This is a genomic window from Mycobacterium sp. IDUB_17 (assembly GCF_055419465.1).
In genome coordinates this window covers 1041491-1067752 of the sequence record NZ_JBVAXS010000001.1, presented here as the reverse complement: position 1 = coordinate 1067752, position 26262 = coordinate 1041491, and the positions used below count along the sequence as shown (strand labels likewise).

Annotated in this window: 16 protein-coding genes, 1 tRNA gene and 1 pseudogene (1 of these 18 running past the window's edge); 6 read left to right on the top strand and 12 right to left on the bottom strand. The window is 65.9% G+C overall.

The window, feature by feature from the left end; genetic code table 11:
* Nucleotides 1-20 precede the first annotated feature (20 nt).
* A complete protein-coding gene (locus tag ACZYZ7_RS05010) occupies nucleotides 21-815 on the top strand; it encodes a DoxX family protein (RefSeq protein ID WP_450071772.1) in 795 nt (264 codons plus the stop codon).
* A gap of 9 nt (nucleotides 816-824) precedes the next feature.
* Entirely contained in the window at nucleotides 825-1319 is a 495-nt protein-coding gene (locus ACZYZ7_RS05005; protein ID WP_450071771.1) for an RDD family protein, read from the top strand.
* Nucleotides 1320-1381: 62 nt separating this feature from the next.
* Here ACZYZ7_RS05005 and ACZYZ7_RS05000 read toward each other — a convergent pair whose 3' ends face one another.
* Both ACZYZ7_RS05000 and ACZYZ7_RS04995 read right to left on the bottom strand, forming a co-directional pair.
* Nucleotides 1382-2827, bottom strand: a complete 1446-nt coding sequence (locus ACZYZ7_RS05000) for a GntP family permease (protein WP_450071770.1) — start codon at nucleotides 2825-2827, stop codon at nucleotides 1382-1384.
* Nucleotides 2824-3339, bottom strand: a complete 516-nt coding sequence (locus ACZYZ7_RS04995; RefSeq protein WP_450071769.1) for a gluconokinase — start codon at nucleotides 3337-3339, stop codon at nucleotides 2824-2826. Before ACZYZ7_RS04995 ends, ACZYZ7_RS05000 begins: the two co-directional genes overlap by 4 nt.
* A 124-nt stretch (nucleotides 3340-3463) precedes the next feature.
* Here ACZYZ7_RS04995 and ACZYZ7_RS04990 point away from each other — a divergent pair, with 124 nt between their 5' ends.
* Together ACZYZ7_RS04990 and ACZYZ7_RS04985 are read left to right on the top strand one after the other, a co-directional pair.
* Nucleotides 3464-4180: a FadR/GntR family transcriptional regulator gene (locus ACZYZ7_RS04990; RefSeq protein WP_450071768.1), complete on the top strand. Its 717-nt coding sequence runs from the start codon at nucleotides 3464-3466 to the stop codon at nucleotides 4178-4180.
* Nucleotides 4181-4188: 8 nt separating this feature from the next.
* Entirely contained in the window at nucleotides 4189-5076 is an 888-nt protein-coding gene (locus tag ACZYZ7_RS04985; RefSeq protein WP_463740346.1) for an SCO6745 family protein, read from the top strand.
* Between the two features lie 3 nt (nucleotides 5077-5079).
* On the opposite strand, the gene ACZYZ7_RS04980 is transcribed toward ACZYZ7_RS04985, so the two are convergent.
* The 7 genes from ACZYZ7_RS04980 to ACZYZ7_RS04950 form a co-directional block, all read right to left on the bottom strand.
* The gene (locus ACZYZ7_RS04980) at nucleotides 5080-5406 is read right to left on the bottom strand and encodes a YnfA family protein (protein WP_135460043.1); all 327 of its coding nucleotides are present in this window, start codon (nucleotides 5404-5406) and stop codon (nucleotides 5080-5082) included.
* A gap of 102 nt (nucleotides 5407-5508) precedes the next feature.
* Nucleotides 5509-6255: an ABC transporter ATP-binding protein gene (locus ACZYZ7_RS04975; protein ID WP_450071766.1), complete on the bottom strand. Its 747-nt coding sequence runs from the start codon at nucleotides 6253-6255 to the stop codon at nucleotides 5509-5511.
* Nucleotides 6239-7081 (bottom strand): ABC transporter ATP-binding protein, encoded by an 843-nt coding sequence (locus ACZYZ7_RS04970; protein ID WP_463740551.1) that lies wholly within the window; start codon nucleotides 7079-7081, stop codon nucleotides 6239-6241. The genes ACZYZ7_RS04975 and ACZYZ7_RS04970 overlap by 17 nt, the downstream gene beginning before the upstream one ends.
* 8 nt (nucleotides 7082-7089) lie before the next feature.
* On the bottom strand, nucleotides 7090-8292 hold the full coding sequence (locus tag ACZYZ7_RS04965) for a branched-chain amino acid ABC transporter permease (protein ID WP_135454581.1): 1203 nt from the start codon (nucleotides 8290-8292) through the stop codon (nucleotides 7090-7092).
* Nucleotides 8289-9326, bottom strand: coding sequence for a branched-chain amino acid ABC transporter permease (locus tag ACZYZ7_RS04960; protein WP_135454579.1), 1038 nt, complete (start codon nucleotides 9324-9326; stop codon nucleotides 8289-8291). The genes ACZYZ7_RS04965 and ACZYZ7_RS04960 overlap by 4 nt, the downstream gene beginning before the upstream one ends.
* A gap of 84 nt (nucleotides 9327-9410) precedes the next feature.
* Nucleotides 9411-10622: a branched-chain amino acid ABC transporter substrate-binding protein gene (locus ACZYZ7_RS04955; RefSeq protein ID WP_450071765.1), complete on the bottom strand. Its 1212-nt coding sequence runs from the start codon at nucleotides 10620-10622 to the stop codon at nucleotides 9411-9413.
* Between the two features lie 197 nt (nucleotides 10623-10819).
* The gene (locus tag ACZYZ7_RS04950; protein WP_135454576.1) at nucleotides 10820-11446 is read right to left on the bottom strand and encodes an ANTAR domain-containing response regulator; all 627 of its coding nucleotides are present in this window, start codon (nucleotides 11444-11446) and stop codon (nucleotides 10820-10822) included.
* Between the two features lie 83 nt (nucleotides 11447-11529).
* On the opposite strand from ACZYZ7_RS04950, the gene ACZYZ7_RS04945 reads away from it, so the two are divergent.
* Nucleotides 11530-11606: transfer RNA gene (locus tag ACZYZ7_RS04945), tRNA-Leu, on the top strand.
* A 6-nt stretch (nucleotides 11607-11612) separates the two neighbouring features.
* Here ACZYZ7_RS04945 and ACZYZ7_RS04940 read toward each other — a convergent pair.
* Nucleotides 11613-11957 (bottom strand): hypothetical protein, encoded by a 345-nt coding sequence (locus ACZYZ7_RS04940; protein ID WP_450071764.1) that lies wholly within the window; start codon nucleotides 11955-11957, stop codon nucleotides 11613-11615.
* 163 nt (nucleotides 11958-12120) lie between these two features.
* On the opposite strand from ACZYZ7_RS04940, the gene ACZYZ7_RS04935 reads away from it, so the two are divergent.
* On the top strand, nucleotides 12121-12795 hold the full coding sequence (locus tag ACZYZ7_RS04935; RefSeq protein WP_450071763.1) for a methyltransferase family protein: 675 nt from the start codon (nucleotides 12121-12123) through the stop codon (nucleotides 12793-12795).
* A gap of 38 nt (nucleotides 12796-12833) precedes the next feature.
* Here the strand turns inward: ACZYZ7_RS04935 and ACZYZ7_RS04930 are convergent.
* Nucleotides 12834-21020 (bottom strand): annotated as a pseudogene (locus ACZYZ7_RS04930) (amino acid adenylation domain-containing protein); the annotation flags it as partial.
* Nucleotides 21017-26262, bottom strand: partial view of a non-ribosomal peptide synthase/polyketide synthase gene (locus ACZYZ7_RS04925; RefSeq protein WP_463740345.1) — the 3' end only. Its footprint extends 19174 nt past the window's final position; 5246 of the gene's 24420 nt are visible here — the last part of the coding sequence; the start codon falls outside the window, past its right edge; its stop codon occupies nucleotides 21017-21019. The pseudogene ACZYZ7_RS04930 and the gene ACZYZ7_RS04925, both read right to left, overlap by 4 nt.

Genomic DNA, 26262 nt, shown 5'->3' with positions numbered 1-26262 from the left:
GCGAGGGGAACTCCTAGCCCATGTTGATCAGACGAATCGCCCGTCCCATGCTGTCTGCGACGTTCATCGCCCGAGGTGTCGACACCCTGCGCGATCCGAGTACCTCCGCCGAGACGACACGCAGAACACTCGGCGCGCTGAGTGCACTACCTGGCCCGGTGGGGGCCGGGGTTCCGAACAACGCCGACGCGGTTACCCGGGTCAACGCGGCGGTGCAGGTGGCCGGTGGGTTGCTCCTGGCCCTCGGCCGGGCCCCCCGGCTGACCGCGGCGGCGCTTGCCGTCACGATGATTCCAAGAAGCATTGGCTCACAGGCATTGCTGAAAGATTCCGATCCGCAACACGCTGCGGCGCAACGCCGCGAGTTTCTCACCGACGTGAGCCTGCTGGGCGGCCTGATCATCGCGGCCGCCGACACCGCGGGCAAGCCGTCGCTGGCATGGCGTGGACGCCGTGCCGCGCGGCAGGTCTCAGCCAGTGTCGCTGCCGCCGTTCCCGGTGTGGCGGCAGGCGGTGACGCGATCGCCGACAGCGCGATCGCCGAGAAGATCGGACATGGTCTGGCCGTCGGTGCCGAACGTGGCCGCGAACTCGCCGACGCGGCCGTGGAACGGGCGACGGAATTGGCCGCCGAGTTGGCCCAACTCGCGCGCGAACATGGACCCGAAGTGGCCGACGCCGCCCGCGCGCGGGCCGGCGAGCTCGCCCTTGTTGCCCGCGAACGCGCACCCGAACTGGCTGAGGCGGCCCGGGAACGCTCCGCCGCTCTTGCCGATCTCGCACGAACCCAACTCGACCAGCGCCGCGATCGGTAGCGTTGTGTCATGAGCACGGGTGACTATCAACCGGAATTCGGGCAGTACGGACAACCCGGCGGCTACCCACCGCCCTACGGCACGCAAACCCCGGGCGGCCTGGGCCGGCGCTGGTTTGCCCGGGTGATCGACGGCATCCTCGTCATGATCGTGGCGTTCTTCCTGTCGTTCGTCACCGACTCGCTGTCGAACTACTGGGTGACCGGCCTGTTCACCGGACTGCTGATGTTCGTCTATTACGTGGCTTTCGAGGTGGCCACGGGCGCGACGCCGGGCAAGAAGATGCTCGGGCTCGCCGTGCACGGTCCGGGCAACGCGCCGAAGCCGACGGCCGCGCAGTCGGCGATTCGCAACGCCTTCACCCTGCTGACGATCATCCCGTTCGTGGGCGGCTTCCTGGCCATCGTCGCGATGATCATCATCGCGGTGACCATCAGCAGCAGCCCGACCAAACAGGGCAAGCACGACGAACTCGCCGGCGGAACACAGGTGGTCCGGGGCTGAGAACCGTTGCGTGGGGCGCCCGTTCGCACGGGCACCCCACGTGGGGGGCTCGGGTTGCCGGCTCAGATCACCAGACCCAGCAGCAGGACGAAAACCAGACCCGCTACCGACAGTGTGGTCTCCATCAGTGACCAGGATTTGATGGTCTGGCCCACGGTCATCCCGAAATACTCCTTCACGAGCCAGAATCCGGCGTCGTTGACGTGGGAGAAGAACAACGAGCCGGCACCCACCGCGAGCACGACCAGGGACACCTCCCCGGTACTCATCCCCTCGACCAGGCCCAGCATGAGCGACGACGCGGTGATGGTGGCCACCGTGGCCGACCCCGTGGCCAACCGGATCAGCACAGCCAGCACCCACGCCAGCAGAACCACCGAGAAGTTGGCGCCCTTGGCCCATTCGGCGAGCAGGGTGCCGATGCCGGTGTCGACGAGGACCTGCTTGAACCCGCCACCGGCGGCGACGATCAGAATGATCCCGGCCACCGGAGGCAGCGACGACTCAATGCATTTCACGATTTGGTCTCGAGTCATCTTGGCGCCGCCACCGAGGGTGAACATGCCGACCACCACCGCGATCAGCAACGCCATCAAGGGCTGGCCGAGGATGTCGAACGTCTGACGCAGCAGGTGCGACTTGTCGTCCACGAAGATGTCGACGAGGGCCTTGCCCATCATCAGTGCCACCGGCAGCAGAACGCTGAACATGGTGATGCCGAAGGTCGGTCGCGCCTTGGTGGCGGTGGTCGTCGTCGTGGTCGTGCCGGCCGCGGCACCGCCGCCGGCGTCCGGGCCCGGAGCGTCCGAGGCGTCGAACCGGTCGGGGACCTCAAGGACCACCCATCGTCCGGCCAACTTGCCGAACAGCGGACCTGCCACCACGATCGTCGGGATTGCCACCAGCACACCCAGCGCCAGCGTGACACCGAGGTCGGCGTTGAGCAATGAGATCGCGGCGACGGGTCCCGGGTGTGGTGGTACGAATCCGTGCATGGCCGACAGGCCCGCCAGCGCGGGGATGCCGACCGTGATCAAGGACAGTTGAGAACGACGGGCCACCAGGTAGATCACCGGCATCAACAACACCAGTCCGATCTCGAAGAACATCGGCAGACCGATAACCGCGCCCACCAACGCCATTGCCCACGGCAGCGCGCGCGGTGACGCGTGCCCGACGATGGTGTCCACGATCTCGTCCGCTCCCCCGGAGTCGGCCAACAGCTTGGCGAACATCGCACCGAGAGCGATCAATATCCCGACGCTGGCAGCGGTGGAACCGAAGCCGCTGGAGAACGAGGCGAGCACGTCGCTGACGTTCTCACCCGCAGCCATGCCCACGGTCAGCGCGCCGAAGATCAGGGCCAGGAACGGATGCAGTTTGACGACGGTGATGAGAACGACGATCAGGGCGATGCCGGCCAATGCGGCCAGGACCAGCTGCGCGCCGCCCGCCACCGGTTCAACCAGTTCCGTCCCGGCCGCGAGCGGAGTGAGCGCCGAGGTCATCGGTTCCCCTGTTCTGTTGTCGCAGTGGCGGATCGGGCCACATATTCATCGACGATGGCGTCGATGCCCTGATCCACGTCGATGGCGATACCGGCCTCGTCGGGACCGAGCGGCTCCAGCGTCGCGAATTGGGAGTCCAGCAGCGCGGCCGGCATGAAATGCCCGGGTCGGCTGGCCTGGCGCCGGCGGATCACCTCGGCGGATCCGCTCAGATACAGAAACACCACATCGGCGCAGCGTCGCCGCAATTGGTCGCGGTACTTGTGTTTGAGCGCCGAGCAACCCATCACACCGCCGTCGTGGTGCTCGGCGAGCCACTCACCGATCGATTCCAGCCAGGGGTAGCGATCGTCGTCGTCGAGGGCGTGGCCGGCAGACATCTTGGCGATGTTGGCGGCGGGGTGAAAGTCGTCGGCGTCGGCGAACGGTACCCGCATCCGCTGCGCCAGCGCGGCGCCGACGGTCGACTTGCCCGACCCCGATACGCCCATGACCACGACTGGTGAACCCATACATCCGCCTCCACAATATGTGTCTGCCGTCACACATCCTGGCTTAAAAAGCATACGTTTGCAAGCGCATCTCGATTACATCTGTTTATTAACCTCCCGGTGCCGGATATGACAGGATGTAACCGTGTCCTCGCCCTCAAACGTCGGCGCGCTGCACGCCAGCGTGCTCACCGCGCTCGGCACCGGAATCGTCTCCGGCGAGCTGGCGGCTGACCAGGTGCTGACCCTGGACCGGCTCAGCACCGAGCACGAGGTATCCCGCAGCGTCGCCCGCGAGGTGATCCGGGTGCTGGAGTCGATGGGCATGGTGGAATCGCGGCGCCGGGTCGGGATCACCGTCCAGCCCTCGCGCAAGTGGAATGTGTTCGACCCCAGACTGATCCGCTGGCGCCTGCAGGCCGGCGACCGCGCCGCGCTGCTGGCATCACTGTCGGAACTTCGGCGGGGTTTTGAACCTGCCGCCGCAGCGCTCGCCGCGCGGCGGGCCAACCCGGATCAATGCCGAATCCTGGCCGCTGCGGTCTCGGACATGGTGGTGCACGGCCGTTCCGGCAATCTCGACGCATACCTGTTGGCCGACAAGGTTTTCCACCAGACACTCCTGGATGCCAGCGGCAACGAGATGTTCCGTGCACTCAACGACGTCGTGGCCGAGGTCCTGGCCGGACGTACCCAACGCGGGCTGATGCCGGACTCCCCCAACCCGGCGGCCATCGCGTTGCACGACGAGGTGGCCCGGGCCATACGGCTGCGCGACGAGGACTCCGCCGAACGGGCGATGCGGGCCATCATCGACGAGGCCGCCACCGCGGTGATCGACGGCGACGGACCCGATGCTTAACTAGCTGTATGGGTCGTTCTCCGGCATTGGCACGTCGTTTCTTCGACCGGCTGGAGCCGGTACACGGGGTCACCTACTTCGCCCCGGAATCGCTCGCGGCATTCGCGGACTTGGGCTACCCCGGCTTCTGGATGGGGTACTTCGGCGCCCGCTCAGCCCCGCTGGGCATCGTGCCGCCCGAAGTCGTCGCCGCGGCCTTCTACAACTTCACCACCGAACGGGTGTCCAGGGCCCTGCCCGCGGCCTGGGACAAGGCAAGTCCGGCAAGGCTTCTGCAGGTGCGGTCGGACTCGGCGGTCGCGGCGCTGCGGCGCTCCGGGGTGACCGACTCAGAGTCCACGCGCCTCGCGGCCGAGCTGACCGCCAAGGCCGCCCGCACCGCGCCGTTGGATGGCCGGCCGCTCTACGCCGCCAACCGGGCCCTGCCGTGGCCGGACGAGCCGGTCGCCAAACTCTGGCACGCGGTCACCCTGCTGCGTGAGCAACGCGGCGACGGCCATATCGCGGTGCTGGTCGCCGAGGGCATCAGCGGCCGGGAATGCAATGTGCTGCACGCCGCGGCCGGGCGGGTGCCGCGCGAGATGATCATGCGCGGCCGCGATTACGACGACGAGCAGTGGGCGGAATACGTCGAGCGATTGCGGTCGCGTGGCTGGTTGGACGACGGGGGCGACCTCACCGACGCCGGCCGAGACATCAAGCAGGCCATCGAGGACCGCACCGATGCCCTGGCCCTCGGTGCGCTGGATGCGTTGACCGACGACGAGATCACCACCCTGTTCCGGGTGCTGACACCGATCACCCGGCAGGTGGTGGCCGCCGGGGACGTTCCGGCCGCCACACCGATGGGTCTGAACCGCGACGACCTCGAGGACGACAGCGCCCATCTGGGCTGACGGTCAGCGCGGGGCGTACATGATCAGACCGACGCCCGCCAGGGCCACGAGTGCACCGGTGACGTCCCAGCGGTCGGGCCGGAAACCGTCGGCGGCCATGCCCCACAACAACGAACCGGCGATGAACACCCCGCCGTAGGCGGCCAGCACCCGACCGAAATGGGCGTCGGGCTGGAACGCCGCGACGAAGCCGTAGGCGCCGAGCGCGATCACCCCGGCGCCCATCCACATCCAACCGCGATGCTCGCGGACGCCCTGCCACACCAGCCAGGCCCCGCCGATCTCCAATACCGCGGCGAGGACGAACAGTGCGATCGATTTGGCTACCATCACCACCCCAGCGTGCCGTGAGCGTGCGCAAAAATCGAAACCAGCGCGGCGTGTCGCCGGCATACCCGCACGCTCGCGGCGTCTGGGTTTCGAGCGCTGGGGCTATGCGACGCCTAAGTACGCGGCGCGAATGCTGTCGTCTGCCAACAATTCCCGCGCATCACCGGTACGGGTGACGTTGCCGGTCTCCAGGATGTAGGCGCGGTCGGACCGGCTCAGCGCCTGCTGGGCGTTCTGCTCGACCAGCAACACCGTGGTGCCCTGGGCGTTGATCTCGGAAATGATCTTGAAGATCTGCGAGATCACCATCGGCGCCAGCCCCATCGACGGCTCGTCGAGCAACAGCACCCTGGGCCGGGCCATCAGCGCCCGGCCGATGGCCAGCATCTGCTGTTCCCCGCCGGAGAGGGTGCCGCCCACCTGCGAGCGCCGCTCGGCCAGCCTGGGGAACGTTTCGAACACCCAGTCCAACCGTTCGTCATGCTCCGCGCGGGACGCGAATTTGCGTCCATAGCAACCCATCTCGAGGTTCTCCAGCACGGTCATGCCGGGGAACACCCCGCGACCCTCGGGAGCCTGGATCAGCCCGTCGATCACGCGCTGATGTGCTTTCACCCGGGAGATGTCGCGACCCTCGAACCAGACCGAGCCCGAGGTCAGCGGCCGGAGGCCCGAGATCGCCCGCATCACGGTCGTCTTGCCGGCTCCGTTGGAGCCCAGCAGGGTCACCAACTCCCCCTCGTGCACCACCAGCGAAACCCCGTGCAACGCCTTGATCCGGCCGTAGTGCACCACCGCATCGCGCACCTCGAGCAGCACCGGCGGGCTGGTCTCAGCCGAGCTCGTCATCGGGTACCCCCAGATACGCGGCGATGACCTTCGGGTCCTCGCGGATTTCGTGTGGCAATCCGTCGGCGATCTTGCGGCCGAATTCGAGCACCACGATGCGGTCGGTCACGCCCATCACCAGACGCATGTCGTGCTCGATCAACAGCACGGTGTAGCCGTCGTCGCGGATCTTGCGGATCAGCTCGATCAGTGACGCCTTCTCGGCCGGGTTGAACCCGGCGGCCGGCTCGTCCAGGCACAACAGCTTGGGCTCGGTGGCCAGTGCGCGGGCGATCTCAAGGCGGCGTTGGTCACCGTAGGGCAGATTCTTGGCCTTCTCCTCGCCACGATGGGCGATCCCGACAAAGTGAAGTAATGCAGCCGCTCGCTCGATCGCCGACCGCTCCTCGCGGCGATGGCGTGGGGAACGCACCAGAGCTCCGGGCACCGAGGTCTTGTGCCGCGCATCGGTTCCCACCATCACGTTCTCCAGCGCGGTCATCTCGCCGAAGAGCCGGATGTTCTGGAACGTACGGGCGATTCCACGACGCGTGATCTGGTGGCGCTTGATCCGGCCCAGCGGGGCGCCGTCGAAGATGACCGATCCCGAGCTGGGCCGGTAGACGCCGGTGATCGCGTTGAAGCAGGTGGTCTTGCCCGCACCGTTGGGGCCGATCAGACCGAGGATCTCACCGCGGCGGATGTTGAAGCTGACCGAGTCCAGGGCGACCAGGCCACCGAACTTGACCGTGAGATCCTGTGTCTCCAACAGGATCTCACCCTCGGCTGCCTGGATTTCCCGGTGTACCCCGGCCAGTTCTTCGATGCTCCCGGTCAGGCCGGGCATGGGCTCGGTCACAGCGCCGGCTCCTTGTCCGTATTGCCGCGCAACAACTGTCGAGCCGATCTGCCATAGGTCAACAGCTGCTGGCGCACGGGGAACAGCCCCTGCGGCCGGAAGATCATCAGCACCACCAGCGCGAGGCCGAAGAACAGGTACTTCAGATCGCCGAGGTTGATCCCGAGGAACTCGACCCCCAAAAGCCGGTTGGGCAGATACACGATGATGAACGCGCCGAAGATGACGCCGAGTTTGTTGCCCTGACCGCCCAGTACCACCGCGCACAGGAACAACATCGAGTTGATGATGTTGAACGTCGGCGGCGCGACGTACTGGACCTGGCCGGCATAGAGCGCACCCGAGAGGCCACCGATCGCGGCGCCGATCACGAAAGCCCACAGCTTGAACCGGAAGGTGTTGACGCCCATCACCTCTGCGGCATCCTCGTCCTCGCGGACCGCCACCCAGGCGCGCCCCACGCGGCTGCGCTCCAGGTTGCCGACCAACAGCAGGATGCCGATCATCAGGATCAGCCCCAGCCAGAACCACCAGGTGCCGTAGTTCGCCTCACCGGCCGAGTTACCGCTGGAGAACACGCCGTTGGGCAGCTTCTCGCTTTCCCCCAGCCGTGGGTACGCGACCTGATTGAGCCCTCGCGAACCGTTGGTGACGTCGGACAGGTTGTCGGCGAGCAGGCGAATGATCTCACCGAATCCGAGGGTGACGATGGCCAGATAGTCTCCGCGCAACCGCAGGGTGGGCGTTCCCAGGATGAGCCCGGCCAGCGCGGTGACCGCCATGGCCAGCGGCACACAGGACAGCCACGCCCAGTCCTTGCTGAGAAACCCGTTGGGACCCACCTTGTTCCACGGGCTGTCGGGGCTGGTCAGCAGCGCGACGGTGTAGGCGCCGACCGCGTAGAAGCCGACATAACCGAGGTCGAGCAGGCCCGCCTGCCCGACGACGACGTTGAGCCCGATCGCGATGATGGCGACCATCGCGAACTGGGCCATGGTGCCGCCGAAACTGATGCCCGTGGTGTTGAGGAAGCTCGGGGTGAACAACGGCAGCAGCGCCAGCAATCCGAAACCCAGCACCCCGACAAGCCATTTGGCCATCCGGGGCAGCGTGGACCACCAGTCGCGAATGGCGTCGCCGGGAGCCAGCAGCGTCCTGGTCACCGACCCGGCGGACTCTGAACCGTGATGCTCGCTCATACCCGCGCCCTCCCGAGGCTTTCACCGAGTATGCCGGTCGGCCGGAATAGCAGGACCAGCACCAGCAGAACGAATGCCACGACGTCGCGCCACTGCGTTCCGAAGACCGCCTGCCCGTAGTTCTCCATGATGCCCAGGAGCAGACCGCCCAGCAGGGCGCCGCGGAGATTACCGATGCCGCCCAGCACCGCCGCCGAGAATGCCTTGATACCGAGCAGAAATCCGCCCGAGTAGATGATGCCCTGCGGCACCTTCAACGTATAGAGCAGCGCCGCGGCACCCGCCAGCAGACCGCCGATGAGGAAGGTCCGCATGATGATGCGTTCCCGGGAGACCCCCATCAGTGTCGCCGTGGTCGGGTCCTGCGCGACGGCCCGGATACCGCGGCCGAACTTCGTGCGATTGATCGCGATGTCGGTCAGCACCGCGAGCACCAGCGCCGCGCCCACGATCACCAGCGTCACGTTCGACACCGTGGCGCCGAAAATCGTGAATTGAGCCTTCGGCTGGACCAGGACGATGGGCTGTTGCGCGTTACTCCCGCCGTAGCCCTTCATCAGCTTCGGCAACACGAAGTGCACGAACTCCTGCAGCACGAACGACATTCCGATGGCCGTGATCAGGAAGGTCAGGGCGCGGGCATTGCGTTTTCGGAGCGGCCGGTAGGCGATGAGTTCCAGCCCGACCGCAGCCGATCCCGAGACCAGCATCGCGAACAGCATGGCGATGGCCAGATACAACACCGTCAGCGCCACGCCTTTGTTGTAGGCATTACCGCTCGGGGTGAACCCGAGGATCACATCCAGACAGAAATACGCGCCGAACATGCCCAGCATGAAGATCTCGGAGTGCGCGAAGTTGATCAGGCGCAGCACGCCGAACACCAGCGTGTAGCCGACTGCCACCAGTGCGTAGATCGCACCCCATGAGAGGCCGTCGATCGTCAACTGCCAGAAGCCGTCTCGCAGGCCATCCAGGTTGAAGCTGATGTTGGATGCCAGGCAGGCGGACTGCTCGACGCACTGGTGGATCATCCGGCGGCGGCTCCTAACTTCGTGATGTGAAACGAAACGCGTCCGAGTCCGGGCTACGGTCTCGGACGCGTTCCGTCAGAGGGACTACTTGACTTCGTACATCCAGATCAAGGTGGTGGTCAGCTCGCCCTTGTCGGTCCACTGGTACTTGCGTGCCACACCCTGGCCCTCGTACTTGCGGACGAAGTCCAACAGGGCCGGCCGGGTGATGGCACCGGAGTCGATGCCCTTGAGCAGGATGGTGCCCAGGTCATAGCCCTCGGTGCTGTACGTGCCCGGTGCCTGGCCGAACTTCTGGGTGTATTCGTCGGCGAACGCACCGGTCGCCGGGCCGCACGGGCAGGACAGCAACGAACCCTTTGACGATTCGCCTGCCTGCTTGACGAACTGTGGGTCCTTGGTGCCGTCGGCGCTGACGAACGTCGCCGTCACACCGCCGTCCTTGAGCTGCTGCACGAACGGTGCGGCCTCAGAGTAGTAACCGCTGTAGAACACGGAATCCGGCGCGGCACCCTTGATCTGGGTGACCGCAGCCGAGAACTCCTTGTCGCCCTTCTTCACCGAGATGTTGCACGACGAATCGGCAACCGGGCCAAGGGTTTCACGCACCGCTTCGGCCAGTCCGAGCCCATAGTCGGTGCTGTCGTCGACAACGCACACCTTCTTGTTGCCGAGCGTGTTCTTGAGGTAGTTGGCCACCGAGGGACCCTGCACGCCGTCGTTGGCCAGGCCGCGGAAGAAGGTCCGCCACCCGTTCTCACTCAACGTCACGTTGGTGGCCGATGCCGTCGCGGCGACCAGGCCCGCCTGGTTGAACACGTCGCCGGTGGCCTTGGTCTCGCCCGAGAACGCAGGGCCGATCAAGCCGATGATGAACGCCTCGTCGACGATCTGCGGCGCGACGCCGCTCGCCTTCTGCGGATCACCCTCGGTGTCAAAGCTCTTGAGCTGCACCTGGCAGCCGGCGTTGGCGGCGTTGTGCTTGTCGATCGCCAACTGCACGCCGTTCTTGATGTTGATGCCCAGCGCGGCATCCGGGCCGTTGAGCGCGCCCATCATGCCGATCATCACCGGCGGGCAGTTGGCCTTGCCGTCGCCGGCAGGGTCGGCGGGGCTGACACCCTCGGCGGCCTTGATCTCGGCACCGTTCTCGTCGATCTGAACCTTCTCGACGATGTTCAAATTGGTCTGCGATGCCTCGCCTTCCGGCGAGGATTGGTTACAGCCGGCAATCGCCAGGGCAACCACACCCGCACTTCCGAGAGCAAATGCTTTCCGTGCCACGCGACCGCGCACGCTTCACCTCCGGGTCAGAGTTGTCAGCGGCACCGGCGCCCTGACCTTGTGAGGGCTGGGCGCCGGAGCTTCGGGTAGAACATAGCCAACCACCGGCCCGAGTGCGGGATGTTGAGTGAATGGTTCTTCCGTGGATCCTGGGTGAACGTGGAATTTCGGCCCGGCGGAAACCCACAATTAACAACCGGGCCCGCCGATCAGCTCTCCTGAACGGGCGAGTCCTCGGAATCCTCGAGGGTCTCCAGCACCACCTCGGCCACGCGTTTCATGGTGGTACGACGGTCCATCGCGGCCCGCTGAATCCACTTGAAGGCCTCGGGCTCGCTCATCTGGTGTTTGGTCTGCAGCAAACCCTTGGCCCGCTCGACCAGCTTGCGGGTCTCCAGACGATCCCCCAGCGTCGCCACTTCGTTTTCCAGCGCGGCGATCTCGCTGAACCGGCTGACCGCGACCTCGATGGCCGGGACCAGGTCGGTGATGCTGAAGGGCTTGACGAGGTACGCCATCGCCCCGGCATCACGGGCGCGCTCGACGAGCTCCCGCTGGCTGAACGCGGTCAGGATGACGATCGGGGCGATGCGCTTACTGGCGATCTCGGAGGCCGCGTCGATCCCGTCACGACGCGGCATCTTGACGTCCATGATCACCAGGTCCGGGCGGAGTGCCTCGGCGAGTTCGACGGCCTCCTGCCCGTCGCCGGCCTCGCCGACGACCTCGTAGCCCTCTTCACGGAGCATCTCGGCGAGGTCGAGGCGGATGAGCGCCTCATCCTCGGCGATCAGCACTCGGCGGGGGCTATCAGCGTCATTCGGTGACCCGGTCATGGGAAACATTGTGTCGTGGAGGCCGCCGTTCGGCGACCGCGGGGCCATCCTCTATGGTGGTAGGCCGCAGCACTGATCGGCACGCCCTCGTATCCCAACTGGCAGAGGAAACGGATTCAAAACCCGTACAGTGTGAGTTCGAATCTCACCGAGGGCACCAGAGAAGTCATTGGAAGGCAGTAGCGCAGACGAAGAGCGCGGCGGGTAGGTACCCGATCAGCGCGACGCCGAACACCCCGCTCAGAACTTTCACCGTCGTGGTTTTGCTTATCACCGCGGCCCGGATCAGTCCGCCATAGCCGACTATCGCCAAAGCAACACTCAGTACCGCTCCCCCGCGCGCCTGCACCATCTCTGTGGTCGACGGATAGGCGCCGCTCATCAGATTTGATGTCAGCGCATCGCTGCTCAAGACGAGAAAGAGTGCCACGAAAGAAACCGCCAGGATGATTGCCGAGGCCACGGCAACCGTGGTGGCCGTCTTCCGTCTGCCGTCGGGAACTTCATACATACGAGCGGACGCTACGGCAGCAAGTCTTCGAAACGTGGCTGCACCGCCCGGATCGCGCCATGAGGCCAAACGCACCCGTCTTCCGACTGACCGACGGTAGGTTGAGCCCTGCGCTGCATTGTGCCCGCGGGCAGTCGATGCTGCGACGGACGACAGGAGGATTGTGAAAGCCGTTGCGAGAGTTGTGGGATTCGGGCTCGTCGAGCTCGCCGTGTTCGGCTTGGTGCTGTTCGCCCTCGCCGGAACTTTCGACTTCTGGCAAGCCTGGGCCTTCCTCGTGGTGTTCGCCCTTTCGACGTGGATCCCCACCATCTACCTGCAACGCGCAAACCCTGATGCGCACCAACGGCGCAAGCACGCCGGGCCGGGTGCGGAGACTCGGACCCTGCAGAAAGTCCTCATCGCCGGCTGGTACGCCTCACTGGCGGCAATGGTGGTGGTCAGCGCCCTCGACCATCGCTTCAGCTGGTCGTCGGTGCCGGCAGCGATCTGCGTGGCCGGTGATGTCTTGGTAGCCGTCGGGCTGGGCGTCACGAGCCTGGTGGTCATCCAGAACAGCTTCGCGGCCTCCACCGTCCAGGTGGAGTCGGATCAGAAGCTCGTCTCCACGGGCCTGTACGGGCTCGTGCGGCACCCCATGTACACCGGCAACGTGCTGACGATCATCGGCTTCCCCCTGGCACTCGGCTCCTACTGGGGTCTCCTGCCCGTCATACCGGGCGTCGTCATGCTCATCGTCCGCATCCGGGATGAAGAGAAGCTACTGGTCGAAGAGTTGGACGGATACCGCGAGTACGCGCAGAAAGCCCGCTACCGCCTGGTGCCCTATATGTGGTGATCGCCGCGCCGGTCCCCCGCGGTCGGCGCGGCGACCGTTCACTGCGCCGGCGCGTTTGCCAACTCCTGGGCCAGGCGCCGCACCGACGGGGCATCGAACAGTGTGAGCATCGTGAGTTCGACGTCGAGAGCTCCGTTGATCGCGGCGATAGCACGCATCGCAGAAATCGAATCACCGCCCAAATCGAAGAACGACTCCTCCACCCCGACCCGGTCCACACCGAGCACCTCGGCATAGATGCTGGCCAGGATCTGCTCAATCAAGGTGGCCGGGGGGCGATAGGCGCCGTCGGTCCCAGATGTTGCGGGCTCAGGTGCCCCTGTCGTCGCCAACGGAGCCAACGCCGCTGTGCGGCCCCACCTATCCAGGAGCGACTTCTCTGTCCTCTTGAGCAGATCCAGGGACGACAACCGGCGGCCCGGATGAGCGGTCATCTCCACCAATGCCTTCTTGAACCGCTCCATGAGCGCTTCGATGGTCTCCGCGTCGAACACATCGGTGTCATATTGGACGCGAAGCTCCAACTCGCGGCCCGGCCCGGCTTGCACCGCGATCGGATAGTGGTAGTAGTCGCGGCTGCTGAAACCAGTGATGGCCAATCCGTCCCCGCCCGGTTGCGTTCCGACGTCAGTCGGGTAGTTCTCGTAGACGAAGACGGTGTCGAACAACTTGTCCTGGCCGGTCATGCGATGGATGTCGCTGAGCGCCACGTGCTGGTGTTCGAGCGTGTCGTTGTGGGCACTTTGCAGCTGGTCCAGCAGGTCCGCCGTGGTCGTGTCCGGGGTGAAGGTGGCCCGCACCGGCACCGTGTTGATCAGCAGGCCCACCATCGAATCCGCGCCGTCCACCTCCGGCGACCTACCGGAGACGACAGTTCCGAAGGCGACGTCATGTTCTCCGGTCAGCGAGCTGAGCAAAAGTGCCCAGGCCCCCTGCAATACGACGTTGACGGTGGTGTGATGCGAGCGCGCCAGCTTGGTGAGGGCCCTCGTCGTCTTCGCAGGCAGCCGATACGAGCCGACGCTTCGCTGCCCGAACCGCAGCTGTTGCGGCGGTCCCACGAGAATCGGAGTGTCGAAACCGGCCAACACCTCACGCCACGCCGCATGGGCGGCATGGTGATCGCGCTCGGCCAGCCATGTCATGAAACTGCGATACGGCGAGGCCGCGGGCAGCCGCAGTCCCTGGTAGCAGGCGAAGACCTCCTGCATCAGGATCGGCATCGACCAGCCGTCGAGCACGATGTGGTGATTGGTCAGTACAAACCGGTGCCGGTCGTTCGCGATGCGGATGAGCGCGGTTCGGAAGGCGGGCTGGTTCTCGAGGTCGCACACTGCGGCACGTTCGGCCGCGCAGATCTCCTCGATCTGCTCGTCGACGCCAATGCTGTTGGCATCCAACTCGATATACCGCCAGGGCGTCACCGGATCGGTGGGAATTACCTGCACGGGTTGCTCGAATTGTGGACAGAAGCGGGCCGCCAGATGCGGATGTCGGCTGACCACTGTCTGCACGGCGTCATGGAGCCGGTGCACATCGAGCGGACCACTCAATGCCAGGTCGAGTTGCACCGCGTAGACGTCATCACCGGACGAGTTCGCAATGCCGGCGTGGTACAGGAGTCCCTGCTGCAAGGGCGTCAGCAGAAGCACGTCGGCAATGGGGAATTCGCTGTGCAGCGCATCGATCTGCTGCTGCCCCAGCCGTGCTGGTGCGATGTCCGACGGGGTCAACCCGCCTCCACCCCGCCTGACATGGGCACAGATACCCGCCAGGGCGTCGAACCACAACCGGCTGATCCGGGTGACAGCTTCGCGATCCAGCGCAGTGGGCGCCCACGTCCAGGTGGCGTTCAGATGGGGGCCACTGTCGGTGTCGATGGTGACCGCGTTGAGTTCCACCGAGTGCGCCAGCGCGATGGGCATCGCCCCAGCGGCGCCGGTCAACGACAAGCCTTCCTGGCTGAAGCGCCACACGTCACCCGACGCATACGCCGCCGGGGAGCCCAGCCGGCCCAGGTAGTTGAACCCGATCACCGGATCGGATCCGGCCAGATCGACGTCGGGGTTGAGGTAGCGCAGTAGGCCGTAGGTCAGGCCGTCGGGCAGCGCCCGGAGCTGCTCTTTGGCATCCTTGATGACCGCACCGAGCGCCGCGTCGCCGGCTACCACCTGCGTCCAGCGCAGCCCGCCACCGCGGCCCCCGAAGTGCAACGACACCGGGTACTTGGTGGTGAACCAGCCGACCGTGCGCGACAGGTCGATATCTCGGTCGTCAGGGCCGCTCAGACCGGCCAACTCCTCTTGACGCCCGTGACCTTCCACATCGATCGCGATCGGCGCGCCGCCAGTGCCCAGGTACTGCGCCCACGCCAAGGCAAACGCGATCAGCAGGATCTCCTGCACTCCGGCGTGAAATGCCGCCGGCACGTCGCCGAGCAGCATGTGGGTGGTCTCGGCGTCCAGGAATTCCGACAGGTATCCGGCGGTCGCGAACGTATCCTCAGCGGGCCGCGGGGCGGGCAACGCGGGCGGGATGCCTGTCACCTGCCGCCACGCCTCCGCCTGGCCGACCACCTCGGGGTCGCGCGCATACTCGGCCAGCACTTCGGCCCATCCCTTGAACGACGTCCCCGCCGGCGGCAGCAGCACGGGCTGCTCGCCGCGATGCTGAGTCCAGGCGATATTGAGGTCCTCCAACACAATTCGCCATGACACGCCGTCGACCGCCATATGGTGTACGACCAACGCCAGCTGTCCCGTGGCCGAACTCCACAACGCGCTCAACATCGCCCCGGCGGCAGGATTCAACCGCGACCGCGCCGCTGCCAGCGCGTCTTCCGTCAACAGGTCGACCGTGTGCAGGTAACCTCGCGCGTCCACCATGTCCGCTTCTGGCACCGTCAACGACCATCCGCCGGCGCCGTCATCCTCGGCGCGTAACCGGAGCATGCCGTGCCGATCGAGCAAGGCCTGCAACAGAATTACGACGTCGTCCTCGGAGGCACCAGCGGGCGCCTGCAGCACCACGGTCTGATTGAACTCGTCGATCGGGCCGTCGGCGCGTTCCAGGCTCTTCAACCACCGCATGATCGGGGTCGCCACCACCGGGCCGAGCCCTTCGTCGATCACACCGCCGGTGCTGTCGGCCATCCTGACCACCCGCGCGAGCCGAGCCACGGTCTGCTGGACGAAGATGTCGCGTGGTCGACCGGTCAGGCCGGCGCCGTGCGCGCGCCAGATCACCTGAATGGCCGAAATGCTGTCTCCACCAAGGTCGAAGAACGAGTCGTCGACTCCGACCTGCTCCAGACCGAGGACCTCGGCGAAGATGCCGGCCAGAAGTTCCTCGACGCGAGTGGCCGGAGCACGGTAACGATCGATGTCCTGGTATTCCGGTGCCGGCAGCGCGCGAACATCGAGTTTGCCGTTGACCGTCAATGGCAGAGCCTCGATCTCTACCACCGCGGTCGGGACCATGTAGGACGGGAGCTTTGTCGCGAGTTCGGCACGCAGCTCATCGGGATCGGCGGTTCCCGTGACGTAACCGACCAGACGCTTGTCTCCCGGACGGTCTTCACGGGCGATCACCACCGCCTGCTCGACCCCATCCAAAGCCCTCAACGCTGACTGGATCTCACCGAGTTCGATGCGGTACCCGCGGATCTTGACCTGCTCGTCCGCACGCCCGAGGTACTGCAGCTCCCCGTCCGGGCGCCAACAGACCAGATCCCCGGTGCGATACATCCGCTGTCCCGGCACTCCGAACGGACACGCCACGAACCGCGTCGCACTCAACCCGGCCCGGCCCACGTAGCCGGCACCCAAACCCGCACCGGCCACATACAACTCACCCACCACACCGACCGGCACCGGCCGCAACCAGCGATCCAGGACGACAAAGGCCAGGTGCTTCAGCGGAACACCGATCGGGCTGACCGCGACCTCGGTATCGGCGGCGGTGATCTCCCGGAACGACGCGTGCACCGTCGTCTCGGTGATCCCGTACATATTGATCAACCGTGGAAGCACCGGATGGTCCTGCAACCACTCCCCCAGCCGTGTCGGGTCCAGCGCCTCGCCGCCGAACACGACCAACTCGAGTTGGAGCTCAGATCCTGCTCCCGGGGAAAGCTCGTCCACCGTTTGCAGCGCATAGAACGCAGACGGCGTCTGACTCAACACACTGACGCGCTCGGCGACCAGCAAGGCATGGAACTCTTCAGGCGATCGGGCCACCGAATCGGACACCACCACCAGCCGGCCGCCGTGCAGCAGCGCGCCGAAAATCTCCCAAACCGAAAAGTCGAAAGCCAACGAATGACACTGCGTCCACACTTGACCCGCAGACAACTCGAGATCGGCGTCCAGCGCCTGTAGCAACCGGGTCACATTGTGGTGCGGGATCGCGACGCCTTTCGGCGTGCCCGTGGTACCGGAGGTGTAGATCAGATAAGCGATATCGTCCGGGCGGGGTCCCACCTGCGGTGCGCTGTACGGCCGTTCGGCGACCGCGGCGTCGTCGATGGTAATCACACGCAACTGATGCCCGCTCAGGCGGTCGACCAGATCAGCGGTGGTTACCGCGGCCACCGCGGCGGAGTCGGTCACCACGAACTCCAGTCGGGAGTCGGGTACCGCTGGGTCGATCGGCACATACGCCGCACCGGTCTTGAGCACCGCGAAAATCGCCACGATCGCCTCGACTGACCGCGAACACAGCAGGACCACTCGCTGCCCCGGGCCCACACCCTGCTCGATAAGCCTGTGCGCCAAGCGATTCGCGGCGCGATCGAGCTCTCCATATGTGATGTGTCTGCCGTCGGAAATGACCGCCGTCGCATCAGAATCGCGGGCCACCTGTGCCTCGAACAACGCGGGAATCGACACCGGGTCGGGTGCCGGGCGCGTCAGTGTCGCCAGATTGCCAACCGTATTCAGACGTGCCTGCTCATCGGCATCGAGCACATCGATCGCGGACAGTCGCCGGGTCGGGTCGAGGGCCATCGCCTCGAGCACCCGCTGCAACCGATCGATCAACGCTTCGACGCTTGCTGCGTCGAACACGTCAGTGCGGAACTCCACGGTCCCGGAAATCCCTGCGGCCTCGCCGGTTTCAGTCCAGCACTCGGCCAACGAGAAGGACAGATCCATGCGCGCGGTGTGGGTGTCCAGCGGAAGCTGGGTGGCTTCCAGATCTCCCAGCACCAAACCGCCACCGGCAGCATCGGCCTGTCCCGGAACGTTCTGCCAGGCCAACATCACCTGCACCAGAGGGTGATGGGTCAACGAACGGGTTGGATTGAGTCGTTCGACGAGTACCTCGAAAGGCACATCCTGGTGCTCGAAGGCGCCGAGGCTGCGGGCTCGCACTTGAGCCAGCACCTCGGTAATGCTGGGATCTCCAGCCAGATCCGCGCGTAGCACCAACGTGTTGACGAAAAACCCGACCAGCTCATCGAGGGCTGGATCACGACGTCCGGCGATCGGGAAGCCAACGGCCACATCGGAACTTGAGCTCAGCTTCGAGAGCAGGGTCAGCAGCGCCGCCTGGATCACCATGAACTTGGTCGCGTTGTGATCGCGAGCCAGGCGAGCAACCTGCTGCTGCAGTTCGGCCGGCCACGCCACATCAACCCTGTCGCCATGATGGTCAGCCACCAGGGGATACGGGCGGTCGGTCGGCAACGCCACCCGTTCAGGCATCCCGGCAAGTGATTCCGCCCAGAAACTCAGTTGCTGAGAGATACGGCTGGCACTGTCCTCCAGATCGCCGAGCTGCCTGCGCTGCCACAGGGTGTAATCGGCATATTGGACCGCCAGCGGTTCCCAGCCGGGCGCGTTCCCTGCGCGCCGACTGACATATGCCGTCCCCAGATCGGCCACCAGCGGCGTGATCGACCAGCCGTCGGCGGCGATGTGGTGCACTACCGTGACCAGCACATGCTTGTCCTCGGCAACGCGGAAAATCGTTGCCCGGAAGGGGATCTCGGCAGCCAGGTCGAAACTGTGCCGCGCCGCTACCTCGACGGCGTCCTGCAACCGGCTGGCGGACCATCCGGCGGCGTCGACGACGTCCCAGGAGAACCTGGTCTGCTCGGCGGGAACAACCAACTGCTGAGGCGTCCCGTCGACCGTCGGGAATAACGTGCGCAGGCTCTCGTGGCGACCGAGCAGGTCCGCGAAGGCCGCGCCCAGCGCATCGGCATCGACCCGACCGTCAAGCTGCAACCCTGCCACCAAGTTGTAAACCGGTGAGGGGCCCTGCAATTGGTCGATGAACCACAACCGGCTCTGCGCGAACGACAGGGGCATCACCTCTGGCCGCTCGACGGCCAGCAACGGCTGCCGCCGAGCCTCATCACCACCGATGCGATGGACCAACTGGGCTACCGTTGGGGCATCGAATACGACGCGCTCTTCGAGGCCGGCGTCCAAGGTTCTGTTGAGCGCGGCGACCAGGCGCATGGCCTGTAGAGAATCCCCGCCGAGATCGAAGAAGGAGTCGTCCACGCCGACACGGTCCAGTCCGAGGATCTGGGCGTAGATCCCGGCCAGGATCTCCTCGGTCGGAGTCGACGGGGCCCGATAGTCATCGATGTGCTGATATTCCGGTGCAGGCAAAGCCTTCTTGTCGAGCTTGCCGTTGACCGTCAACGGCAACGCATCAATCACCACAACCGCGGTGGGCACCATATAGGCCGGCAGCTTCTCCCCCAGCGCGGCACGGGCTGCCGACGGATCGGCGGTCCCGGTGATGTAGCCGACCAGACGCTTGTCGCCGGGACGGTCCTCACGGGCGATCACCACCGCCTGCTCGACCCCAGCCAAAGCCCTCAACGCCGACTCGATCTCACCCAACTCGATGCGATAGCCACGAATCTTGACCTGCTCATCGGCCCGCCCGAGGTACTGCAGCTCCCCTTCCGGGTTCCAAGACACCAGATCCCCGGTGCGATACATCCGCAACCCCGGCGTGTCGGCCTCACCGAACGGACACGCGACGAACCGCGACGCGCTCAGTCCAGAACGACCGACATAGCCATAGCTCAAACCCGCACCGGCCACGTACAACTCGCCCACCACGCCCGCGGGCACCGGGCGCAACCAGCGATCCAGCACGAAGAACGCGAGATCGTCCAGAGGTACACCGATCGGACTGACCGCGTTCACCACATCGGCCGCGGTGATCTCCCGGAACGACGCATGCACCGTCGTCTCGGTGATCCCGTACATATTGATCAACCGCGGCAGCCTCGGGTGTTCAGCCAACCACGGAGCCAGCCGCTGCGGTTCCAGCGCCTCACCGCCGAACACCACGAGCTCGAGTGAGAGCTGACTGTCAGGCCGGGCGACATCTGCGGCGGCCAGCGCATAGAACGCCGACGGCGTCTGACTCAACACATTCACATGTTCATCGACCAACAACGCGTGGAACTCTTCGGCCGAACGCGTCACCTCTTCGGGCACCACCACCAACCGGCCACCATGCAACAGCGCGCCGAAAACCTCCCACACCGAAAAGTCGAAAGCCAACGAATGACACTGCGTCCACACCTGACCCGCAGACAACTCGACATCGGCGTCCACCGCCCGCAGCAACCGCGCCACATTCCGATGCGCAACCGCCACACCTTTGGGCACACCCGTAGTACCCGACGTGTAGATCAGATACGCGACATCCTCGCCGGTTGGTTCGACCGGCGGTGGAGTACTCGGCCGACCGGCCGTAGCGGAGTCGTTGACATCGATCACCGTCAACCCACGTCCGCCCAACCGATCCACCAGATCAGCGGTGGTCACCACAGCCATCGGCGCGGAGTCAGAGAGCACGAAATCCAGCCGAGCATCAGGCACCGAAGGATCGATCGGCACATACGCCGCACCGGTCTTCAGCACCCCCATGATCGCCACGACCGCCTCAACCGACCGCGGGAACAACAGCGCCACCCGCAGCCCCGGACCCACACCCCGCTCAACCAGCAAGTGCGCCAACCGATTCGCGGCCTCGTCGAGTTCCCGATAGGTCAACGAACTGTCATCGAGGCTGACCGCCACCGCGTCCGGATGACGAACCACCCGCTCGGCGAACAAGACCGGAATCGACACCGTCGCCGGGACCGCCCCCTTCAGGGCTGCCCGGTTACCCCACCCATCGAGCTCCTCAAGCTCATCGTCGTCGTCGAGATCCATCGACAACAACCGCCGGTTGGAGTCGGCTGTCACGATTGTTGTACCTCCCCGGTCATGGCCTCCAGCACCCGCTGGAACCGTCGGACGACCTTGCTCACACGCTGGGCGGTGAACACGTCGGTATCGAATTCGACACGCAGTACCAGCTCGGTGCCGGGCATGGCCTGCAGAGTCAATGGGTAGTGGTTGTATTCGCGGCCGTTGACCTCGGTGATTGCCAACCCGTCGGCCATGGCTGACGCCACGTTCTCCACCGGATAGTTCTGATAGACGAACAGCGTGTCGAACAATTGATCATGGCCCACGGCACGGTGGATTTCACTGAGCGCCAGATGCTGATGCTCGAGCGTGTCGCCGTGGCTGCGCTGCAGTTCGTCGAGCAGGCCCGCGATGGTGGTGTCCGGCGTGATGGTGGCCCGGACCGGCACGGTGTTGATCAGCAGGCCCACCATCGAATCCGCGCCTGCCACTTCTGCCGTCCGGCCCGAGACCGCGACGCCGAACGCGACGTCGTGTTGGCCGGTGAGCCACATGAGCACCTGTGCCCACGCAGCTTGGAGCACGGTGTTGGCGGTCGTGTGTTGTGAGCGCGCGAGTTCGTTGACCGCCTGGGTGGTTTCGGCGGGCACTCGGAAGGACTCGGTGGCCCGTCGCCCTGGTGTTACCCGGTTGGGGGCGACCAGGGTCGGGGCGGCGAATCCCGCCAGGACCTCACGCCATGCCGTGTGGGCGGCATCGACGTCGCGATCGGCCATCCATGTCACGAACCTGCGGTACGACGCGGCGGCAGGCAGGCGTTGCCCGTAGTAGCCGGCGAAGATCTCCTGCAACAGGATCGGCAGTGACCAGCCATCGAGCACGATGTGGTGATAGGTCATGACGAACCGGTGCACGTTGTGCGCGGTCTGGATCAGCGCCGTGCGGAATGCCGATTGATGGACCAGGTCGCAGACAGATGCGCGTTCGGCGGCGCACAACTCCTGTATCTGCTCCTCGGTGAGGACATCCGTGGCCATTTCGACGTACTGCCATGGCACGCTGGGATCGGCCGGGATGATCTGGACGGGGTCGCCGAATCGTTTGTCGAACCGCGCAGCCAGGTTGGGGTGGCGCTGCACCACGTTGCGCACCGCCTCGCGCAGCCGGTGTGGATCCAGCGGGCCGGTGATGGTGACGTCGAGTTGCATGGCGTAGACGTCGTCATCGTTGGTGTGAGTTGCGTTGGCCTGGAACAGGAGTCCCTGCTGCAGAGGCGTCAGGGGCAGTACGTCGGCAACGCGGTGGTGCTCGCTCAGCTCGTCGATCTCTGGCTGGGTGAGGCGGGCGGGGACGATGTCGGACGGTGTCAGACCTCCGCCGCCGTTGCGGACGTGCGCACAGACGCCGCTCAGTGCTTCGAACCAGAGCTGGCCGAGTCGGCTGACCTGGGTCTCGTCCAGGGCCGACGGAGCCCACGTCCACGTGGCGTGAAGACTTGGGCCGGTCTCGGTTTCGGCGGTGCTCGCGTTGAGTTCCACGGTGTGACCGAGAGGCATCGGTATCGCCGTGGCCGCAGCGGCGAACGTCGCCCCATCGCTGCTGACCTGCCAGAGGCCGGCAAGCTCGTCCGGCTGCGCGGCGCCCGTGCCGCCCAGCCTGCCGAGATAGTTGAAACCGATGGTCGGGTCGGCTCCGGCCAGGTCGATGCCAGGGTTGAGGTAGCGAAGGAGCCCGTAGGTCATGCCGTCGGGTAGGGCACGCAGTTGTTCCTTGGCGTCCTTGATCACGCGGCCGAGTGCCGGATCGCCCGCCTTCACCTCAGACCAGCGCAGCCCGGCCAGAGGCCCCCGGACATTGAGCGCCACGGGGTACTTGGCGGTGAACCAGCCCACGGTGCGCGAGAGGTCGATGTTCCGGTCGACGGTTCCACCCAATTCTTCGGTACGGCCGTGACCCTCGACATCGATGGCCACCGGCAGGGTGACACCCAGGAACTCTGTCACCGCCAGCGCGTAGGCGATCAGCAGAATATCTTGCACCCCAGCGTGGAACGCAGCCGGAGCCTCACCGAGCAGGACCCGGGTCGTCTCGACATCCAACGACGCGGTGAGGTGGCCGGCGGTGGCGTACGTGTCGACTTCGGGCTGCACCGTGGGTAGCGCGGATGGCGTCGCCAACACCTGTTGCCAGACGGCGGCCTGACCCTGCACCGCCGCGGAGCGCGCATGCTCGCCGAGCAGTGCCGTCCACTGCGCGAATGACGTCCCGGTCGCAGAGAGCGCGACCGGCTGACCCTGGGAATGCTGAGCCCAGGCGATGTTGAGGTCCTCGAGCAGAATCCGCCACGACACCGCATCGACCGCGAGGTGATGAATGGTCAACACCAGCTGGCCGGTGGACGCCACCCACAGCGCACTGACCATCTCCCCGGCAGCCGGGTTCAGCCTGGACCGGGCCGCCACCAGTGCTTCATCGGACAGCGCGTCCACCGACTCCAGGTGTGCTCGCACCGAACCCTTCTCGGGTACCACGAGCGACCAGGTCCCCGCCCCACCGTCTTCAGCACGCAGACGCAGCATGGCATGCCGGTCCAGCAGCGCAGCCAAAACCGTCTCGACGTCGGACTCGGTGACCCCCGGTGGGGCTTGCACCACCACCGTCTGGTTGAACTCGTCGACCGGGCCGCCGGAACGGTCCACCTCTTCCAGCCATCGCATGATCGGGGTCGCCCCCACCGGACCGACACCCTCGTCCACCGGACCGGCGTCATCATCGGCCAGGCCTGCCACCTGAGCCAGCCGGGCTACGGTCTGCTCGACGAAAACGTCACGGGGCCTGCACATCACGCCGCACGCCCTGGCCCGAGCCACTACCTGCATGGACAGGATGCTGTCTCCGCCCAGGTCGAAGAACGACTCATCGACCCCGACCCGCTCGAGCCCGAGTACCTCGGCATAGATGCCCGCCAGGATCTCCTCGACGTGCGTCTCCGGTGCGCGGTACCGATCGGCGTCCTGGTACTCCGGTGCCGGCAAGGCGCGGGTGTCGAGTTTGCCGTTGACCGTCAACGGCAACGCGTCCAGGACCACGATCGCCGCCGGGACCATGTAGGGAGGGAGCCGGTCGGCCAACGTATTTCGGATCCCCGCCGGATCCACCGAACCGGCCGCGTCCTGGGTGACATAGCCGACCAGACGCTTGATCCCCGGGTGGTCTTCGCGGGCGATCACGACCGCCTGCCCGACCCCGTCCAGTCCGCCCAAAACGGCCTGCACTTCGCCGAGCTCGATGCGATAGCCGCGAATCTTGACCTGGTCATCGGCACGGCCCAGGTACTGCAGCTGCCCGTCAGCACGCCAGCTCACGAGGTCTCCGGTGCGATACATCCGCGTTGCGGGCTGCCCCGGCTCACCGAACGGACACGCCACGAACCGCGCCGCCGTCAATCCCGAGCGGCCCAGGTAGCCACACGCCACACCGTCGCCGGCCACGTACAGCTCGCCGACCACGCCGGGAGGCACGGGACGCAACCACCGGTCGAGTACGAACAGCGCCGACGTCGGGACGGGCGCCCCGATGGGTGCGGCGCCCGACCCCGGTTTCAAGGGTGCACTCATCGACGCGTACACCGTGATCTCGGTGGGGCCATAGGCGTTGATCACCACCCGCCCGGGCGCCCAACGATCGACCACCTCACCCGGACACGCCTCGCCACCGAGCAGCAGCGCGACCGACTCCAGCCCCTCCGGGGACAGCGCACCAGCCGCCGACGGGGTCTGGGTGAGCACGTTCACCTGCTCGCTGACCAGGAGAGCATGGAACTCGGCGGGTGAAGTCACGACCGACTCGGGCACCACGACCAGGCGTGCCCCGCCCAGCAGTGCGGCCCAGATCTCCCATACCGAGAAGTCGAACGCATACGAATGGCACTGCGTCCAGACCTGGTTCTCGGGCAGCTGCTCAGGCGTGGACCGGGCCAGGTGAGTCAGGTTGTGGTGAGTGACGGCCACGCCCTTGGGAAGGCCGGTCGTTCCCGAGGTGTAAATCAGGTAGGCGATATCCTCGGGCGCCGGTTCCGCGGGCGCGGTGCTGGGCTCGTTCGCCAGCGCCGGGTCACCGACGTCGATCACCCGCAGGCTCTGGCCGTCCAGTCGGCCGGCCAGGGTGGTGGTGGTGATCGCGGCGATCGGTGCGGCATCGTCCAGCATGAAGTCGATTCGAGCCGAGGGCAGCGCGGGGTCGATCGCCAGATAGGCGGCCCCCGTCTTCAGCACCGCCAGCATCGCGACGATCGCATCCGCAGACCGCTCCAGCAGCAGGGCCACGCAGTGACCGGGCCCGGCTCCCTGACTGATGAGCAAGTGCGCCAACCGGTTTGCAGCCTCATCGAGCGCGCGGTACGTCAGCGAGCGGCCGTCAAAGGTGACCGCCACGGCCTCCGGGTCGCGTTCGACCTGGGCGGCGAACACCGCTGGGACCGACACCGGATTCGAGGCCGGCACCGCCCCGGCCAGCGCCGCCCGGTTACCCATCGCATCGATGTGGGTGTGTTCGACGACATCGAGCAGGTCGATCGTGGACAGACGCCGGTCGGTATCGGCGGTCATCGCTGACAACACGAGCTCGAACCGGTTGATCATCGTTTCGATGGTCGCCGTGTCGAACACGTCGGTGCGGAACTCCACCGTCCCCGCGATTCCGGCAGGTGCACCGGTCGGGGTCCGTCGTTCCGCCATCGAGAAGCTCAGGTCCATACGTGCGGTGTGGGTGTCCGCGGGCATCTGGCTGACCTCGAGATCACCGAGCGCAAGGCCGCCACCGGACTGACCGGGAACGTTCTGCCATCCCAGCGCCACCTGTATCAGCGGGTGGTGGGTCAGGGACCGGGTCGGATTGAGCCGCTCGACGAGTACTTCGAACGGCACATCCTGGTGGTCATAGGCGGCCAGACTGCGGGACCGCACCTGCGCCAACAACTCCGCAACCGTCGGATCTCCAGCCAGATCGGCCCTCAGCACCAACGTGTTGACGAAGAACCCGATCAGCTCGTCGAGCGCGGGGTCGCGCCGGCCGGCGATGGGGAAACCCACTGCCACATCGGAACTTCCGCTGAGCTTGGACATCAGCGTCAGCAACGCTGTCTGGATCACCATGAAGCTGGTCGCGTTGTGCTCACGAGCGACTCGGCTGATTTGCTGCTGAAGTTCGGCGGACCAGTCCAAGGTGACGACGGCGCCGCGCTGATCAGCGGTCGGCGGATACGGCCGGTCGGTGGGCAGTTCCACCCGTTCGGGCA

What these genes read in the sequence shown, in the direction of transcription:
- ACZYZ7_RS05010 (WP_450071772.1), top strand. Translation starts at nt 21, where the DNA reads ATGTTGATCAGACGAATCGCCCGTCCCATGCTGTCTGCGACGTTCATC.
- ACZYZ7_RS04975 (WP_450071766.1), bottom strand. Translation starts at nt 6,255, where the DNA reads ATGACGAGCTCGGCTGAGACCAGCCCGCCGGTGCTGCTCGAGGTGCGC.
- ACZYZ7_RS05005 (WP_450071771.1), top strand. Translation starts at nt 825, where the DNA reads ATGAGCACGGGTGACTATCAACCGGAATTCGGGCAGTACGGACAACCC.
- ACZYZ7_RS04970 (WP_463740551.1), bottom strand. Translation starts at nt 7,081, where the DNA reads ATGCCCGGCCTGACCGGGAGCATCGAAGAACTGGCCGGGGTACACCGG.
- ACZYZ7_RS04960 (WP_135454579.1), bottom strand. Translation starts at nt 9,326, where the DNA reads ATGATCCACCAGTGCGTCGAGCAGTCCGCCTGCCTGGCATCCAACATC.
- ACZYZ7_RS05000 (WP_450071770.1), bottom strand. Translation starts at nt 2,827, where the DNA reads ATGACCTCGGCGCTCACTCCGCTCGCGGCCGGGACGGAACTGGTTGAA.
- ACZYZ7_RS04985 (WP_463740346.1), top strand. Translation starts at nt 4,189, where the DNA reads ATGGGTCGTTCTCCGGCATTGGCACGTCGTTTCTTCGACCGGCTGGAG.
- ACZYZ7_RS04995 (WP_450071769.1), bottom strand. Translation starts at nt 3,339, where the DNA reads ATGGGTTCACCAGTCGTGGTCATGGGCGTATCGGGGTCGGGCAAGTCG.
- ACZYZ7_RS04940 (WP_450071764.1), bottom strand. Translation starts at nt 11,957, where the DNA reads ATGTATGAAGTTCCCGACGGCAGACGGAAGACGGCCACCACGGTTGCC.
- ACZYZ7_RS04980 (WP_135460043.1), bottom strand. Translation starts at nt 5,406, where the DNA reads ATGGTAGCCAAATCGATCGCACTGTTCGTCCTCGCCGCGGTATTGGAG.
- ACZYZ7_RS04950 (WP_135454576.1), bottom strand. Translation starts at nt 11,446, where the DNA reads ATGACCGGGTCACCGAATGACGCTGATAGCCCCCGCCGAGTGCTGATC.
- ACZYZ7_RS04965 (WP_135454581.1), bottom strand. Translation starts at nt 8,292, where the DNA reads ATGAGCGAGCATCACGGTTCAGAGTCCGCCGGGTCGGTGACCAGGACG.